This is a genomic window from Paenibacillus sp. Pae15, from assembly GCF_024519685.1.
GTDB lineage: Bacteria > Bacillota > Bacilli > Paenibacillales > NBRC-103111 > Paenibacillus_G > Paenibacillus_G naphthalenovorans.
Genome location: NZ_JALJRM010000014.1, coordinates 34,210 through 50,382, shown reverse-complemented (window position 1 = coordinate 50,382; position 16,173 = coordinate 34,210). Strand labels below are relative to the sequence as shown.

At 47.1% G+C, this 16,173-nt stretch carries 14 protein-coding genes; all 14 read left to right on the top strand.

The genetic code is table 11. The features are described 5' to 3' along the window. Positions 1-247 precede the first annotated feature (247 nt). The 14 genes from NR121_RS13450 to NR121_RS13385 all read left to right on the top strand — a co-directional run bounded on the left by NR121_RS13450 (position 248) and on the right by NR121_RS13385 (position 16,138). Positions 248-1,315, top strand: a complete 1,068-nt coding sequence (locus NR121_RS13450; RefSeq protein WP_235594316.1) for a TRAP transporter substrate-binding protein — start codon at positions 248-250, stop codon at positions 1,313-1,315. 210 nt (positions 1,316-1,525) lie between these two features. After that, positions 1,526-2,041 (top strand): TRAP transporter small permease, encoded by a 516-nt coding sequence (locus tag NR121_RS13445; RefSeq protein WP_256831334.1) that lies wholly within the window; start codon positions 1,526-1,528, stop codon positions 2,039-2,041. Next, positions 2,038-3,318 carry a TRAP transporter large permease gene (locus NR121_RS13440; RefSeq protein ID WP_062409105.1) on the top strand — a complete coding sequence of 427 codons (1,281 nt, stop codon included), beginning with the start codon at positions 2,038-2,040 and terminating at the stop codon, positions 3,316-3,318. Before NR121_RS13445 ends, NR121_RS13440 begins: the two co-directional genes overlap by 4 nt. 58 nt (positions 3,319-3,376) lie before the next feature. Next, on the top strand, positions 3,377-4,387 hold the full coding sequence (locus tag NR121_RS13435; protein ID WP_062409104.1) for a zinc-dependent alcohol dehydrogenase: 1,011 nt from the start codon (positions 3,377-3,379) through the stop codon (positions 4,385-4,387). 19 nt (positions 4,388-4,406) lie between these two features. Next, positions 4,407-5,168 carry an SDR family oxidoreductase gene (locus NR121_RS13430; protein ID WP_062409103.1) on the top strand — a complete coding sequence of 254 codons (762 nt, stop codon included), beginning with the start codon at positions 4,407-4,409 and terminating at the stop codon, positions 5,166-5,168. Between the two features lie 78 nt (positions 5,169-5,246). Beyond that, positions 5,247-6,500, top strand: a complete 1,254-nt coding sequence (locus tag NR121_RS13425; protein ID WP_256831324.1) for an enolase C-terminal domain-like protein — start codon at positions 5,247-5,249, stop codon at positions 6,498-6,500. Positions 6,501-6,665: 165 nt separating this feature from the next. After that, positions 6,666-7,805 carry a response regulator transcription factor gene (locus NR121_RS13420; protein ID WP_062409101.1) on the top strand — a complete coding sequence of 380 codons (1,140 nt, stop codon included), beginning with the start codon at positions 6,666-6,668 and terminating at the stop codon, positions 7,803-7,805. Between the two features lie 11 nt (positions 7,806-7,816). Next, positions 7,817-8,812: a sugar-binding protein gene (locus tag NR121_RS13415; RefSeq protein WP_256831323.1), complete on the top strand. Its 996-nt coding sequence runs from the start codon at positions 7,817-7,819 to the stop codon at positions 8,810-8,812. Between the two features lie 36 nt (positions 8,813-8,848). Then, a complete protein-coding gene (locus tag NR121_RS13410; RefSeq protein WP_054819493.1) occupies positions 8,849-10,237 on the top strand; it encodes a sensor histidine kinase in 1,389 nt (462 codons plus the stop codon). A gap of 171 nt (positions 10,238-10,408) precedes the next feature. Continuing rightward, positions 10,409-11,428 carry a D-ribose ABC transporter substrate-binding protein gene (locus NR121_RS13405; RefSeq protein ID WP_054819494.1) on the top strand — a complete coding sequence of 340 codons (1,020 nt, stop codon included), beginning with the start codon at positions 10,409-10,411 and terminating at the stop codon, positions 11,426-11,428. Between the two features lie 77 nt (positions 11,429-11,505). Further along, positions 11,506-13,026, top strand: a complete 1,521-nt coding sequence (locus NR121_RS13400) for a sugar ABC transporter ATP-binding protein (RefSeq protein WP_256831322.1) — start codon at positions 11,506-11,508, stop codon at positions 13,024-13,026. A gap of 20 nt (positions 13,027-13,046) precedes the next feature. Then, complete coding sequence (locus NR121_RS13395) at positions 13,047-14,078, top strand: ABC transporter permease (protein WP_062409096.1); 1,032 nt, start codon at positions 13,047-13,049, stop codon at positions 14,076-14,078. Positions 14,079-14,091: 13 nt separating this feature from the next. Continuing rightward, entirely contained in the window at positions 14,092-15,057 is a 966-nt protein-coding gene (locus tag NR121_RS13390) for a Gfo/Idh/MocA family protein (RefSeq protein ID WP_074727512.1), read from the top strand. Positions 15,058-15,103: 46 nt separating this feature from the next. Next, entirely contained in the window at positions 15,104-16,138 is a 1,035-nt protein-coding gene (locus NR121_RS13385; protein WP_062409094.1) for a zinc-dependent alcohol dehydrogenase, read from the top strand. The last annotated feature ends 35 nt before the right edge of the window (positions 16,139-16,173 follow it).

Here is a 16,173-nt window from a genome sequence, read left to right as displayed (position 1 = left end):
ACGTTAGGCTGACTATAGTTATGATTTGGGGGAGATGCTTCATTTAAACTGCACTTCAATCGATTGAAAGCGCTATATTAACCTCTGCCATTTCATGGGAGATGGCTTGGAAGAAGAGTAAGAATAAGCGGCCGCTAAACAGAAAACATGTAAATGTGTATGTCTAAACAATAATATGTAACCGCCATCATGATGATTTGTATTTCAATATCTTAACAAGATCAATTTTGTGAGAGGAGCATTACAAGTGAAAAGTTTATGGAAAAAAGCGATTTCCGGTCTGGTCGTCTTTGGTCTTCTTATTTCGGTAATTGGCTGCGGGGGAGGTCAAAATAACAATACTACAGTTCAATCCGGAACCTCTGAAAACAAGGGAATCAGTGAACGTAAATTTAAACTTTCTGTCGGTTTAACCGAGGATCATCCTGAAGGAGTTGGCGGAAAAAAGTTCAAAGAAATCGTTGAGAAAAACAGCGGAGGAAAATTTCAAGTAAACGTATACTTTAACAACCAATTAGGTGATGACAAAAAGGTTTCCGATTCCCTTCAGTCAGGAACCGTAGAGTTGGGGATCATTTCGACCTCGCCACTAACAGCAAGTGTGAAAGAATTCGGTATTTTCGACCTGCCGTTTATATTCAACAATGAAAAAGAAGCCGATGCCGTGTTAGATGGTACGGTAGGAAAAACTTTGCTGGATAAATTGCCGGCCCATAACTTAATCGGGCTCGGATATTGGGAAAACGGGTTCCGTAACCTGACGAATAGTAAGAAGCCGGTAGCTACTCTAGAGGATTTCAAGGGATTAAAAATTAGGACGATTCCAAACCAAGTCCATCTCGATGTATTTAAAGCTTTAGGTGCCAATCCAACACCGATGCCTTTCTCGGAGTTGTTTACAGCAATGGAGTCGAAAACCATCGACGGACAGGAAAATCCCTTGACTGCTATTCAATCAAGTAAATTCTATGAAGTCCAATCCCATTTGAGCCTATCCAAGCATTTGTATACACCATTTATTTTCATGGCCAGTAAGAAGTTCTGGGACAAGCTCAATGATCAAGAAAAGAAAATTTTACAAGATGCGGTCATTGAGGCGGGAAAGTTTCAGCGTGAGCTAAACCGGGAAGAAACGAAAAAGTCACTGGAGTATTTGAAAAACAAAGGCATGCAGGTAAGTGAATTTTCAAATGAGGAAACAAAAAAGATTCAAGAAGCCGTTAAACCAGTGATTGACAAGTACTCTAAAGAGCTTGGAGAAGAGCTTGTAAAGAAAATGTTCGATGAGATTCAAAAAGTAAGAGGAGAGAAGTAAACAAGAAAGCCCTAGCTTTTTAGAAGGGAGGATTAGGGTAGATGTGAAGCGGGTGTCGTGAGCATCTTTCATTAGTCCTCCCCATTTCGTCACGGCTGCGATTGATTAACAACTTGATTATACAACTGGAAAGGAGTGATCACCGTGGTAAAGTTGATCGACAGAATCAGTGGCCTGCTCAATTTTTTTATCGTTTGTTCTTTATCATTGATGACCATATTTGTGTTCGGGAACGTTGTTTTACGGTACGTTTTTAATACAGGGCTCACTTGGTCAGAGGAACTATCAAGGTTTTTGTTTATTTGGATGATTTTTTTAGGATCGATTCTTGGCCTTAAGGATAATGAGCATTTGGGTGTCGACATGATGGTGAAGAAGCTTTCGTATAAGGGTAAGAAGATATGTTTCGTGGTCAGTAATCTATTAATATTAATTACACTTGTGTTCCTGTTTGACGGAAGCTGGAAGCTGACCATCATTAATTTAAATCAAACGGCTCCAGCTTCAGGCCTGCCCTATTTTTTCATCTACGGCATCGGACTTATTACAAGCATTGGAATGATGGTTATTGTTTTCGCGAATCTATATCGTATTTTGTTCAATAAATATAGCGAGAAAGATTTGATTATGACGACAGACTCGGAAGAACTGGTAGGGCAAGCTGGATTCGGGCATATGAATGAGCGGCGAAACACCGGGGACAGAATAGGAGGCGGAACATCGTGACTCTGGTTGTATTTGTAGCTTCACTGCTAGGAATAATGGCATTGGGTACCCCAATTGCGTTCGCTCTGTTAATTAGCGGTTTAACGCTCATGCTAGTTATGGATAATTTCGATACGCAAATTTTAGCATCCAACCTGATTGATGGTGCCGACAATTTTGCTCTTATGGCGATCCCCTTTTTTATTCTGGCAGGAGAGGTTATGAACGCAGGAGGCATTTCCAAACGGATCATCGCGTTAGCGATGGCTCTCGTTGGCCATGTCCGCGGTGGGCTTGGATACGTTGCCATTATCGCCAGCCTTTTGTTTGCAGGTTTGTCCGGTTCGGCAGTGGCCGATACGGCGGCTCTGGGAGCTATATTAATCCCAATGATGGCAAAGGCGGGGTATGACCGGAACCGATCGGCTGGCTTAATTGCCGCAGGGGGCATTATCGCACCTGTTATTCCGCCAAGTATTCCTATGATTATATTCGGGGTAACGAGTGGTGTTTCCATTTCCAAATTGTTCATGGCAGGGATCGTGCCCGGTATTCTTCTTGCAGTGGCTTTGACCATTACCTGGGCATGGATTGTGCGAAAAGAAAAAGTGGAAACACAGCCGCGAAAATCAGCCAAAGAAATGTGGCTCGCAACCCGGTCTGCCATCTGGGCCTTGATGCTTCCTGCAATTATTATTGGAGGTTTGCGCGGGGGAATCTTTACACCTACGGAAGCGGCAGCAGTGGCTGCGGTGTACGCCTTGTTTGTTGGTATGGTGGTTTACCGTGAGTTAAAGTTTGACCAGCTATACAAAGTAGTGTTGGCTGCTGCCAAAACAACAAGCGTGGTTATGCTTTTAGCGGCTGCCGCTATGGTGTCCGCTTGGTTAATTACAATAGCGAACATACCGGGGCAAGTGACCGCACTTCTCGAACCTTTTCTGGATAACAAGGTACTTCTTTTGCTCGCTATAAATGCATTAGTATTTTTGGTCGGTACGGCCATGGATTTAACGCCTACGATCTTGATTCTTACCCCCGTGCTGATGCCGATCATTGAACATGCAGGTATAGATCCTGTCTTTTTCGGATTGCTCTTTGTGCTGAATAACTGTATCGGACTACTAACCCCGCCAGTTGGAACAGTGCTCAACGTAGCAGCAGGTGTAGGGAAAATTGGAATGGACGATATCATAAAAGGCGTAGTGCCCTTTTTAATTGCGGAAGTGTTGGTTCTGCTCTTGTTAACCATTTTTCCTCAAATCGTTTTGGCTCCTTTAGGGTGGTTGCATCAGTAACCAAGAACCTAAAATAAATGAAATTCTTATTGTAAAAACACATTTGGAGGCGCATGCAATGAAAGCAGGAATGTACATTGCCGAGAAAAAAGTTCAAACGGAATCCATCGAAAAACCCGTTGCAGGGGAAGGCGAAGCACTGATTAAAGTTGCCTATGCAGGGATTTGCGGTACGGATATGATGATTTTTGCAGGGAAACATCCACGGGCTAAGGCTCCGGTAGTTTTGGGTCATGAGTTTAGCGGAACGATTGAGTCCATTGCAGACAATGATCACTTCCACCGGGGGGATCGCGTAACCGTCGAGCCTTATTTAACTTGTGGAACATGCGCTGCTTGTCTTGCTGGACAGTATCATGTATGTGCAACATTAAGATGCATCGGTATTGATAAGGACGGGGGATTCGCCGAATACGTTGCCGTACCCATTCACCGTCTTCATCATCTGCCTAACAACGTGTCTGATGAAGAGGGTGCGCTGACAGAGCCGCTTGCTATTGCCGTACATACGGTTAGGCGATCGGACCTGAAGGTTGGGGACAGCGTAGTTATTTTGGGAGCAGGCCCGATCGGGCTGCTTATTGGCCAGGTGGCCAAACAGGCGGGCGCAAGCGAGATCTTTATTTCGGATATCAGTCCTTACCGTCTGCAGGTCGCAAAACAAATGGGCTTTACGGCAGTTCATGCGAAAGAAGAGGACATTAAAGAAGCGGTGCTTTCTTTTACTAAAGGTGTTGGTGCCGATATCGTATTTGAGGTTGCGGGAACTCAGGCTACAGCCAATCAGATGATTCAATGTATCAAATACCAGGGCAAAATCGTGGTCGTAAGTGTGTATAAGCAAGCGCCAACCATTGATTTAGCCGCCATGCACTTCAGAGAAATATCTTTGACAACGACAAGATGTGCAAATTCAAACGATTTTGCTATAGCAATTAGACTTATGGAGAAAAAAATTATTGATGTTGCTTCTCTGATTTCCCATAAGCTTCCGCTGGATGATATTCAGCAAGGTTTTTCAACTATGGAAAATACGGATATTTCTTTGAAAGTATTATTTCACCCGTAAAAATAGGAGCGAGAACCCCATGACCATGAATGAATTTAGTCTAAAAGGAAAAGTAGCTGCAATCACTGGTGGAACCCGCGGCATTGGCCGGTCCATTGCTATAGGGATGGCAGAAGCGGGAGCGGATATTGCATTACTGCAGCGCTCGCCTGATCAGGTTTCCGTCAAACAAGAGATTGAACAGTTGGGCGTGAAATGTTCTATTGTTCCATGTGATTTATTTGATCTGCGTCAAGTGAAAGAAGCTATTCCTGCGGTAGTCAATACCTTTGGCAAGATCGATATCCTGGTTAACAATGCAGGTATTCAACGGCGCTCGCCTGCCGTTGATTTTTCAGAAGAAGATTGGGATGACGTTATACAAGTCAATTTAAAAGTGGTATGGCTGCTTTGTCAACAAGCGGGTAAATATATGGTTCCTCAAAAAAGCGGAAAAATCATCAATATCGCTTCCCTCGTATCGTTCCAAGGAGGTATTCTTGTTCCGGCTTATGCTTCCGCAAAGGGGGCTGTGGCTCAATTAACAAAAGCGTTAGCTAACGAATGGTCCCCGCACGGGGTTAATGTGAATGCGATCGTGCCGGGTTATATTGCCACGGACATGAATGAGGCTTTGATGAATGACCCTGTCCGGAGCAGGCAAATTCTCGAACGTATCCCTGCTGGAAGGTGGGGAAATCCAGACGATTTTAAAGCTCCTGCCGTTTTCCTTGCTTCAGAGGGGGCCAGATATGTTCATGGACACTTGCTTGCTGTTGACGGCGGCTGGCTTGGGCGCTAGCTGCGCAGAAAAAAATACGCCTCTGCTTTTCAGAAGAGCTGCAGGATAACTACACCCGTTAAAAGGAGGTCCATCAAGATGCTCAATTTGAAAATTGAAGATGTAAAAGTCATATTAACCGCTCCCGGCGGCATTGATTTGGTAGTAGTGAAGGTCGAAACGAATAAGAAGGGCTTGTATGGGCTCGGCTGCGCTACGTTTACCCAACGGATTTACGCTGTTCAATCTGCGATAGAGAATTATTTGAAGCCTTTCTTAATCGGTAAAGACCCATCTAGAATAGAGGATATATGGCAGAGTGCAAACGTAAGCGGCTATTGGAGAAATGGACCGATTATGAACAATGCTCTTTCTGGAATCGATATGGCTTTATGGGACCTTAAAGGGAAAATAGCCGATATGCCGGTCTATGAATTGTTAGGCGGCAAATGCCGTGACGGGGTTGCGTTGTACCGCCATGTTGATGGCAGCAATGAAATGGAAGTGGAGCGAAATGCCAGACAGCTCATGGATGAGGGATATCAATATCTCCGCGTTCAGATGGGGATGTACGGCGGAAGCGGGACGGAAGACACACGTTTGATTGCCAAAGTCATTTCACGGGCATCGAATATTCAGTCTAAGCATTCGCCGGAACATGTTCAACCCGGGGTTTATTTCGACCCGGAAGCCTACGCGAAAAGTATTGAACATTTATTTGCGCATCTGCGTGCAACCCTTGGATACAACATTGAACTGATCCATGACGTTCATGAAAGAATCGCACCGATTGAAGCGGTTCGATTGGCCAAGAAGCTGGAGCCTTACCATCTGTTCTATTTAGAAGATCCGACATCTCCTGAGAATTTGGATTGGATCGAACTGATTCGTCAGCAGACCAGTACACCGATCGCTATCGGGGAGCTTTTTACAAACGTGAACGAATGGAAGCCATTAATAGCCAAGCGTCAGATTGATTTTATTCGTGCCCATGTAAGCGCGATAGGGGGAATTACGCCCGCCAAAAAATTGGCTGTTTTTGGGGAGTTTTACGGTGTTAGAACAGCTTGGCACGGACCAGGAGATATTTCCCCTGTTGGCGCAGCGGCAAACTTGCACTTGTCTATAAGCACCCCCAACTTCGGTATTCAGGAGTGGACGCCGCTTAATGAGCAACTGCAAACCGTTTTTCCAGGCTGTCCGATTGTTAAAAATGGATATGCTTACTTGAGCGACCGGCCTGGGCTTGGTATAGATATCATTGAGGAAGAGGCGATCAATTACCCTTGTCAAGGGACGATTCCAATGTGGACGTTAGCACGTACGCCGGACGGCACAGCGGTCAAGCCTTGAGTCTAACTGTTCATACCCATGCCTCCCTGTGCACGTAGTATATGTTTAGATAAGGACCTGGCCAGCGGCCAGGTTTTTCTTATTTTCGCTTGCAGAAAATGGTGTATAATCAAAGTGTGAATAGTAAAATATTTCCTAAAACTCTTGTATGTTAAGGAGGTTGCAATGGCTGAAACTTGCTTTATTGTGGACGATGAGCCCATCGAAGCAAAGGCACTCGAATGGATTTTAAAGGATGCCTTTCCTGAGCTTACAGTGTATCGGGAAACAAGCGGAAGAAGGATACTGGAATTGGCGGAAGCCTGTAAACCGGACTTGCTGATTGCAGATATCCAGATGCCCGGGATTAATGGCCTGGACTTGATTTACGAATTAAAGGATTCGTTTCCTAAATTGAAAGTGATCCTGATTTCGGCGTACGAAGAATTCGAATATGCCCAGCGTGCGATCCAACTGGAGGTCAAACATTATTTGGTCAAGCCGGCCGGCAGGGAAGAAATCGTGAGGACGGTTCGAAGCACATTGGATGAATGCAGAAGGGAACGGAAAGTACGAACGGAACACATCTTGAACCGGGAACGGTTCCAGTTAACGAACCATTTTTTGCAGAAGGAATTATTCAATGGACTGATCCAAGGAACCTTAAATGATGCCAATTTTCAGGAAATGAGACAGCTGCTCGGCATCGATGAAATGCCCGGATACCTGGTAACGTTCAAGCCAATGGGCAACAGCGGGATGGAGGCGGCCCAAGAGCTCATTCGAAAGTGGAAAGTGCTGTTTCCTGTTGTGCTGGAATTGGCTTTGGGGGAAATGAAGCTGGCGCTGATCTTCTCATCCGAACTTCCTTTGCAGGTAACGGCTGAGCTTGACAAAAATATAAAGCGCTTCCAAAACCAAAAGCAGCCAGGTCTGGTATGGGAAATCCAGCCTGTCGGAACTGAGCTGTCGGCAGTAAGAGAAGCTTTTCGCAGGGTGCTGCTTCAGCTGCGGGGAGACAATCAATTGAAGCTGAAAGTGGAGGATTATATCCGGAAAAACTATCACCGGGACTTAAGGGTGGAAGAGATGGCGGCGTATGCCCGGTTCTCCGTAAATTATTTCAGCAAGTGGTTTAAAAAAAGCTTCGGAGAGACGTTTTCCGAATATCTTACGGCATACCGGGTCGAGCAGGCGGCCGCTTTATTGAGACTAAAAAACGGAGCCAGTATTAAAGAGGTAAGCTTTCAGGTAGGCTTTCATGATCCGAATTATTTTAGCCGCGTGTTTAAAAAAATCAAGGGGAAGAACCCAAGCGAGGTCTGATGGAGATTAAAGTGAAACAGATCTGGTTTCTGTATTTCGTTTTGTTCGCGGCGCTGTTGTCAGGCTCATTCTGGTTAGGGATATCCTTTTATCAATCGTGGGAATTGGCGAAGGATGCAAGGCGGCACTTTACGGAGAATGCGAATCCGGTCAAGCAAAAGCAAATTTTACTGGTATCCGAGGAAGCCAAGCACCCCTACTGGGATGTGGTTCTTAAAGGGGCGCAGGCGGCCGCGGGAGAGGATCTGCGGATTGATCTGCAGGGGCCCTACCGGGCAAGCATCGAAGAGCATCGTCTTCTCATTGAGAGAGCGATCGCTTCTAAAGTGGATGGCATCATCACTCAGGGGCTGGATGACGTGTTTGTTCCCGTCATCAATAAAGCGGTGGAAGCCGGCATTCCTTTGATTACGATTGACACGGACGCCCCTCAGAGCAAGCGATTGGCATTTGTCGGCACGGACAATTATCGGGCGGGCGTGCAAATCGGAAACTACCTGAAAGCGCACCGGCATGATCCTGCTCATATCGGCATCATTTCGGGAAATCCCGAAGGGCAGCATATGAAGCTGCGGATCGAAGGGTTCAAGGAGGCCATCAAGGACCGCAGGGATTTTACGATTGTCGCTTTGGAGGGTTCGCAAATCAGCAAGCTGGAAGCGGTAAAAAAGGCATACGAGATGTTGAAGGAGCACCCGGACATTAATGTGATGTTCGGTGTAAGCGCTTTAGACGGTCCGGGAATTGCGCAAGCGGTGAACAAGTACTTTCCGGCACGCCAGATCGATATCATTGCTTTTGATGATTTGCCGGAAACCATAGAGCTGATTAAGCAGGGCGTGATTCAAGCGGCAGTCCAGCAGAAGTCATATTTGATGGGCTTTAAAAGCGTGGAATTGATGAGAAGAATTATACATCGGAAGCCGGTATCCCCGATGAACTATACGGAATCGTTCATTATCGACCGCTCGTCCATGGATGCCTATTTGCAGACAAGAGAGGAGTGAAGGCCTATCCGGATTTACAAAAAGGTATTTATTTATGTGATTATTTTCAGCGCTTTTTTTAACGGGCTGATGTTTATCATTTATTATAATTTCACACAGCATCTCGATAATTATGAAATGATCTTAAGAAGCTTTGTCCGAATGAACGACATTGCCAATACGGTGGAAGCCACGCAAAGCTCTTTGAATCAATATTTAAGCAGGGGCTACGAGAAAGATCGTGATGATCTCACAGCCGGGCTCCGTTTGCTGAACGATTACGCAGCAACCATGGAGCAAGAAACGTTTTTGCACAACAGCCAATTCCAGCTACTTCAATTGACCCATTTGCTAAATCGTTTTCAACAGGAGGTGGAAGTGAGCGTCACATACTATGATCGGCAGGAGATTGATGCCTATACGGCGCATTATGATGAATCGTTCAAGCTGGCCGGATTTATTATGGACAACACGAGAAATATTACAAGCTCTGAATTGACCTCCTATCGGGAGCAGTTTGTTAAAATTACAGAAAGCAAGCATTTGTTTCAGATCATGGGAAGAACCATGTTTTTCGTTTCCATTGTGATTAGTATTCTGTATTCCCTGTTTATTTTTCACGGTGTTTCTTTGCCGTTGAGAAAATTGGCGGCGCGCTCCCGCAAAATATCGTCGGGCGATTTTAATGTAAGCGACATATCTCTGGAACGAAAGGATGAGATCGGCGAATTGATGGCGGCCTATGTGGTCATGGGCCACAATATCGAGCGGCTGCTAAGAGAAGTCAAAAGCCAGGAGGAATATAAAAGGCTGCTGCAGGAGATGGAGTTAAAAGCGCTGCAAAGTCAAATGAATCCTCACTTTCTGTTCAATACGTTAAATATTATATCCCGGCTGGCCTTCATGGAAAAAGCCTATAAAACGGAAGATTTGATGATGAACCTGTCCAAGCTGCTGAGATATCATCTGAAAAAAGTAGAGAGCCGGGTAACGCTGCGGGAAGAACTGGATATTATCCATAAGTACCTTTATATTCAAAAAGTCAGATTTCAGGATCAGATTGACATTCAATTCGAAGTGGATGAAGCCTGTCTGGATATTGAAATGCCGTCGTTGACCCTTCAGCCCATTGTCGAAAATATTTTTGTTCACGGTATTCAATCTGCGGAAACGATCACCCGAATCCGAATTCACATTTATCGGGACGAGGGCTGCGAAAAGATCGAGATCCATGACAATGGAGCGGGAATGTCCCGCGAAACCATTGAACGTTTGCTGAATGTAAATTCCGAATCCTATGGCTTGGGACTTGGTATTCAAAATGTCATCCGGCGTTTGCGTATCTTTTACCAAACGTCTGACGTCATCTCCATTCATAGTGAAATGGGATCGGGAACCTGCATCAGGCTGAATTTGCCTCGTCATCGGCATTATCAGATCGTTTAAAGCCGCGTAAGCGGCTTTTTCCTATTGGAACAAAAATCCAGAGCGTGGCAAATAAATGCTATAAAAGGGTTGGAATAGTCAGAATATTGGAACAATCGTGTAGAGTCATTTTGACCGGGCTTTGATACATTGAATTCAGCAATGAAAACATGATATGAGGGGTGTGCCATCATGAAAAACGGATTTACCGCTATGCTCATTTTATTGCTCGTATTTCTAACGGCTTGTTCTGGTTCCGCTCCTTCCGGGTCCAATGGAAGCGCAACCAACCAACCTCCAACGCCTGCGCCTCAAGGCGGCGGTACTGCGGATAAGAAGCTCGTCATCGGAACGTCGGTGCCGTCGCTCGAATTTACGTTCTTTGTAGCCGCCCAGAAGTCATGGCAGGAGACAGCCAAGGAATTAGGCGTGGAAGCGCCCTTCTACAATGCAGAGAATAATCAGGCGAAGCAGAACAGAGATGTGGAGGATATGATTGTCAAAAAGGTAAATGCCATCGTTCTCATTCCGATTACAACCGAAGGCGTAACCCCGGCGATCAAAGCGGCCAATGAAGCGGGCATCCCCGTCTTTACGGTAGACCGCAGCGTCACCTCCAAGGATGCCAAGGTTGTCGCGCATATCGGGACCAACCATGAGGATATGGGGGAAAATGCCGCCAAGCTGTTCCTCAAGGGATTGGAAGAAAAATATCCGAACGAGCCGGTATGGAATGTGGCTGAGCTTCAAGGTACACCCGGTTCGTCTGCGGCGATCGAGCGCGGGAAAGGGATTCACAATATACTCGAAAACAATCCCAAGGTGAAGATTGTAGCCAGCTTAAACGGAGAATTTCAATCCACCACTGCAATGCGGGCTGCAGAGAATATCCTGACCGCCAATAAAACTTTGCACGGTTTCATTGCTCATAACGACATGATGATTGAAGGGGCATGGCAGGCGGCCAAGGCGGCAAACCGCGATACGCAGCTCATTATGGTAGGGATGGATGGCCAGAAATCGACCGTAGAAAAAATCAAGTCGGGAGAAATATACGGTTCGGCACTGCAATATCCAAGCATGCTCGGGGACGGGTTAAAGACAGCAGTGAAGCATTTGAATCAGGAGAAGGTGGAGGAGCAGGTATGGGTTCCTACAGATCTTATCGATCAAGCCAATGCGGATGACATGCTGAAAACAAAGGCTTGGTAATCCATGCGGGGAGCTCTATCGGGGGCATGGTAGAGCTTCCGCTTTCATTGAAAACGATCATGGAAAGGGGAGCGGGAATGTCCCGACGGGTAGAAAAGGAATGCGCGCTGTTTACAAAGCATATTGGCAAGCAGTTCAACGGGATAACGGTGCTCCAGGATATCAATTTATCCATATACAAAGGCGAGATTCATACACTATTGGGTGCCAATGGCGCCGGGAAAAGCACTTTGATTAAAATTATCGACGGGATTTATACGGATTACGAAGGGGAAATCTATGTCAACAACCGGCGGGCCCAGATGAAAAACAGCGAGGATGCGAGGCTGCTGGGCATCGGCATGGTTCATCAGGAGCTAAGCCTGATCCCGCAGCTGAATGTGGCTGAGAACATCTATCTTGGGCGCTTGCCGCGAAATTCGATCGGCTTGGTCCATTACAAAAAGCTGCACGAAAATGCGCAGCAGCTTCTTGCTCTGCTGAATTTAACGATCTCTACCAATGATTTGGTCGGCCGGCTAAGTATTGCTGACCGGCAAATGGTCGAGATCGCCAAGATGCTTTCCATGAATGCGGAAATCCTGCTGCTGGACGAACCGACCTCCGCTTTAAGCGACAAAGAAGTGACCCGATTGTTTGAAACGCTCCGTCAGCTGAAGGCAAGCGGCAAAGCGATCATATTCATCACGCATAAGCTGGAAGAAATTTATGCCATATCTGACAAGGTGACCATTATGCGTGACGGACAACAAATCGAAACCTTGGATTTATCCGTTAAAAGTCCGGATCTCGAAAAGAACCTGATTTCTTTAATGACGGGTACGGAGCATCATGCAGAAACGATATATCCCGGGAAGGGAAACGTGCAAGAAGAGATTGTTTTTCGAATTGAGCAGTATACCGGACGAAACTTTCATCATATTTCACTGGAGGTTCGCAAAGGGGAAATCCTGGGGATTGCCGGCTTGAACGGGGCAGGCCGTACGGAGCTGGCGCGTGCGATTTTCGGAGCAGACAGGAAGGACTCGGGAAATACGTATCTCAACGGCCGGCCCATTGTCATTAAAAGCCCTATGGATGCGATTAAACAGGGAATTGCCATGATTACGGAGGATCGTAAAAAAGAAGGCTTCATCGGCTGCCTGGGGGTCAAGGAAAATATTAATTTAACGACGATCCGCGATACGGTCAGGCATCTGCTGCTTCATCGCCGTCTGGAAATACAAAAGGCCAAAAAGTATATAAGCAAGCTCAATATTAAAACCTTTTCCGAGCATGTTCCGGTCCGCAATTTGAGCGGAGGCAACCAGCAAAAGGTCATTTTGGCCAAATGGCTGGCGCTGGATTGCAAGCTGATGATTTTGGATGAGCCCACCAAAGGAATTGATGTCAAAGCGAAATCGGAGATCTATCAACTGATGAGGGAGCTGGCCGAGCAGGGGATCGCCATTATATTTATTTCATCGGAATTTACGGAGCTGATCGGCATGGCGGATCGCGTATTGGTCATGAATCACGGAAAGATCGTCCATGAGCTAAGGAATGAACAGATCACGAAGGAAAATATAATGAATCATGTCTTCAAGGATGTGGTCTAGCTGGGAAAGGGGGATAACAGATGGCTGTATCGAACAAAGAAAGTAAGCTGAACCAACATCTCCAACGGTCTTCGGAAGTCCCTCTCGGGAGCAGAGGACTTCGGCAGCTGGATATGACAACGATAGGTCCGTTAATCGGCTTGTTCCTTATTATCATCGTCTTTTCCATCCTTGCCGAAAGCTTTCTTTCTGTAGCGAATATCCTTAACATTTTAAGACAGTCGGCGATTATCGGCATTATGGCCATTGGGGTAACCTTTGTCATTATTACGGCTGAAATTGATTTAAGCATCGCGAGCATTATGACATTCAGCGGTTTAGTTGCGGGCGCTCTTAGCACCGGAGGCTTTGGATTAGGCGTTGCGCTGCCGGTTTGGCTTGCGATCATCTGCACATTGTTCATCGGGGCTATGGTCGGGGCGGTTTCCGGATTTGCCAACGCCAAATTAAAAATACCTACCTTTATGGCAACGCTGTCGATGATGTTTATCGTGGACGGGATCAGCTTATGGTTTTCGGGCGCTCAACCGTTGTACGGCATTCCCGACCGTCTCCAATGGTTCGGTTCGGGCAAAGTATTCGGCATTCCGTCCATTGTCCTTGTTTTTGCAGTGATCTTTGTGATCAGCCACATCATCTTAAGCAGGACGGTGTTCGGAAGAAATGTTTACGCGATCGGGGGCAATGAAGAAGCGGCGAAAATGTCGGGGATCAACGTCGCCAAATATAAAGTACTGGTGCTAACCATCAGCGGCATATTGGCTGCTCTCGCCGGCATTCTCATGCTCGGGCGGATCGGGAGTGCTCAGGTGACAGCCGGGGTCGGTTTGCAGCTTCCTCCGATTGCCGCGGTCATCCTGGGCGGAACCTCGCTGTTCGGCGGAGTGGGCAGCATGTGGAGGACGCTGGTCGGCGTATTGTTAATGGGCGTTCTGGTCAACGGATTAAATCTGCTAGGGGTTGGGTCCGCCGGGCAAAACCTGGCTACGGGCATCGTCTTGTTTGTCGCGGTGGCGGCCAATGTGATGGGCTCCTCCAAAACTAAAGGATAGGGAAGGGATACGAATGAGCAAGCATCGGATAGGTTTCATTGGGACAGGGGCGGTGGCCGAATTGCATCAGCTGTCCGTTGATAAGCTGGAGCATGCGGAATTGGCCGGAATAACGGATTTGAATCAAGAGCGGCTGAGCAGAAGGGAAAAGGAATGGCAGGCCAAGGCTTATCCCGATGCCCGTGCGCTGATTGAATCCGATGAAATAGACATCATCTATATCCTGTCTCCGGTGGAGGCCCATTATGAACAGGCTGTTCAGGCTTTGAAAGCCGGCAAGCACGTACTGATCGAAAAGCCCGTTGCCATGACCGTAGAGCAGATCCGCGAGATCGGTCGGGTGGCGCAGGAAATGAACCGTATATGCTTTCCCGCTCACAATTATATCTACCATCCGGAAATGATCAAGATGAAGCGCTACATCGAAGAAGGGGCGCTCGGGCAAATATGCAGCGCCTGGTTCACATTTATCATTCATCATAGCGAGGAGCTGGCTTCACACTATCCGGGCGTGATCCGGCAAATCATGACCCATCACCTGTATACGACCCTCTATTTGCTGGGGAAGCCTGAGGCGATGAGCTGTTCCGCGACGAAACTGCACTATCAAACACTGGAACGCGAGGATCAATCGGTTATGCTGCTGGAAATGCCGGGCGGCGCACAAGCGGTTCTCTTTTCAAGTTTTGCTTGTGACGACGATACGAGCAGTCCGTGGACGTACCTGGTCAAGGTGTTGGGTACCCAGGGAGGAATGAATTATTCCTGGAGAGATGTGCTGTACAACCGGGCGATCGGTACGCTTGGCAAAGCCTATCCCAAATATGAGGAATTGTTTTTCTATGAGTCTGAATACTTTATTAATGAATGCATCGACAAGGGGAAGGCTCCGTTATCTACTTTGCAGGATGCGGCGGTGGTTCAGTACATGGTTGAGCTGGCCGAAGCCAATTTGGGCAAACATATGATCTCCTGCTGATGAACGGATAATAAGCGGCATGGAAACAGGTAGAGAGGAGCTTGGCATGAGATTGGCGAAAACGATGCAAGCGGTGCAAATCACAGGTCCGAGAATCATTCGCTGCGGCGAACTGGAAGTGCCTGTCTGCAGGGAGGATGAAGTTCTGGTCAAAGTCCATTGTTTAGGCGTCTGCGCTACAGATTTGGAAATCTATCAAGGGACGATGGTCTATTTTCAAACGAATCAATCCTCCTTTCCCGTCATTCCGGGTCATGAGTGGTCGGGGGAAATCATCGCCTTAGGCAGCGAGGTACAGGATTTTAATGTAGGTGACCGGGTCGTTGGGGAGACAACGATAGCGTGCGGGCATTGCTCTTATTGTCAAAAGGGGAGGTATAATCTGTGCCCCAAACGATTGGAAAACGGAGTGCTGGGCAAAGACGGAGCGGCTGCGGAGTACATGGTTTATCCCGCCCATGCGCTTCACCGTTTTGATGCTTCTCTTTCGTATGAGGAAGCTTGCCTGATCGAGCCTGCGGCCGTGGCCTTCCGTGGAGTAAGCAAAATATCGATTACTCCCGAGGATACGGTGGCGGTGATCGGGGCGGGCCCTGTCGGGCTGCTTGCCGTACAGATGGCGAAGGCGTTCGGTGCGAAAAAAGTGGTTCTCTTCGATATCCGCCACCGCCGTTTGGAAATGGGGTTACGCCTCGGTGCGGACGAAACGATGAATGTAAAAGACGGGACAAGGACGGATTTATTTACGGCGGTGGTGGAAGCGACCGGAAATGCTTCCGTTGTGGAATCGCTATTGGACTATATCGTGCCGGGAGGGCGGATTAGTTTGCTTGGATTGTGCGGAGGTAAACGGGCTGCTTTTGACGTGGATCAGTTCGTAACCTACGATCTTGAAATGCATGGGTCATTAGGCAGTCCCGGCGTATGGAAAACCGTGATCGAACTGCTGCAGTCCGGTAAAATAAATACGGCGCCGCTCATCAGCCACCGGTTTGAACTTCACGAATTGGAAAAAGCATTCCAGCTCATGGAGAATAAGGACCCGGATATATTAAAAATCGTGCTCAACGTGGCACGCTGAAATGAATGGAGGCTCGGATAGGGATCGCCGATGTT

Excerpts from the sequence above, each read along its gene's own strand:
- NR121_RS13445 (WP_256831334.1), top strand. The coding sequence starts at position 1,526 with ATGACCATATTTGTGTTCGGGAACGTTGTTTTACGGTACGTTTTTAAT.
- NR121_RS13435 (WP_062409104.1), top strand. The coding sequence starts at position 3,377 with ATGAAAGCAGGAATGTACATTGCCGAGAAAAAAGTTCAAACGGAATCC.
- NR121_RS13430 (WP_062409103.1), top strand. The coding sequence starts at position 4,407 with ATGACCATGAATGAATTTAGTCTAAAAGGAAAAGTAGCTGCAATCACT.
- NR121_RS13425 (WP_256831324.1), top strand. The coding sequence starts at position 5,247 with ATGCTCAATTTGAAAATTGAAGATGTAAAAGTCATATTAACCGCTCCC.
- NR121_RS13420 (WP_062409101.1), top strand. The coding sequence starts at position 6,666 with ATGGCTGAAACTTGCTTTATTGTGGACGATGAGCCCATCGAAGCAAAG.
- NR121_RS13405 (WP_054819494.1), top strand. The coding sequence starts at position 10,409 with ATGAAAAACGGATTTACCGCTATGCTCATTTTATTGCTCGTATTTCTA.
- NR121_RS13400 (WP_256831322.1), top strand. The coding sequence starts at position 11,506 with ATGTCCCGACGGGTAGAAAAGGAATGCGCGCTGTTTACAAAGCATATT.
- NR121_RS13395 (WP_062409096.1), top strand. The coding sequence starts at position 13,047 with ATGGCTGTATCGAACAAAGAAAGTAAGCTGAACCAACATCTCCAACGG.
- NR121_RS13390 (WP_074727512.1), top strand. The coding sequence starts at position 14,092 with ATGAGCAAGCATCGGATAGGTTTCATTGGGACAGGGGCGGTGGCCGAA.
- NR121_RS13385 (WP_062409094.1), top strand. The coding sequence starts at position 15,104 with ATGAGATTGGCGAAAACGATGCAAGCGGTGCAAATCACAGGTCCGAGA.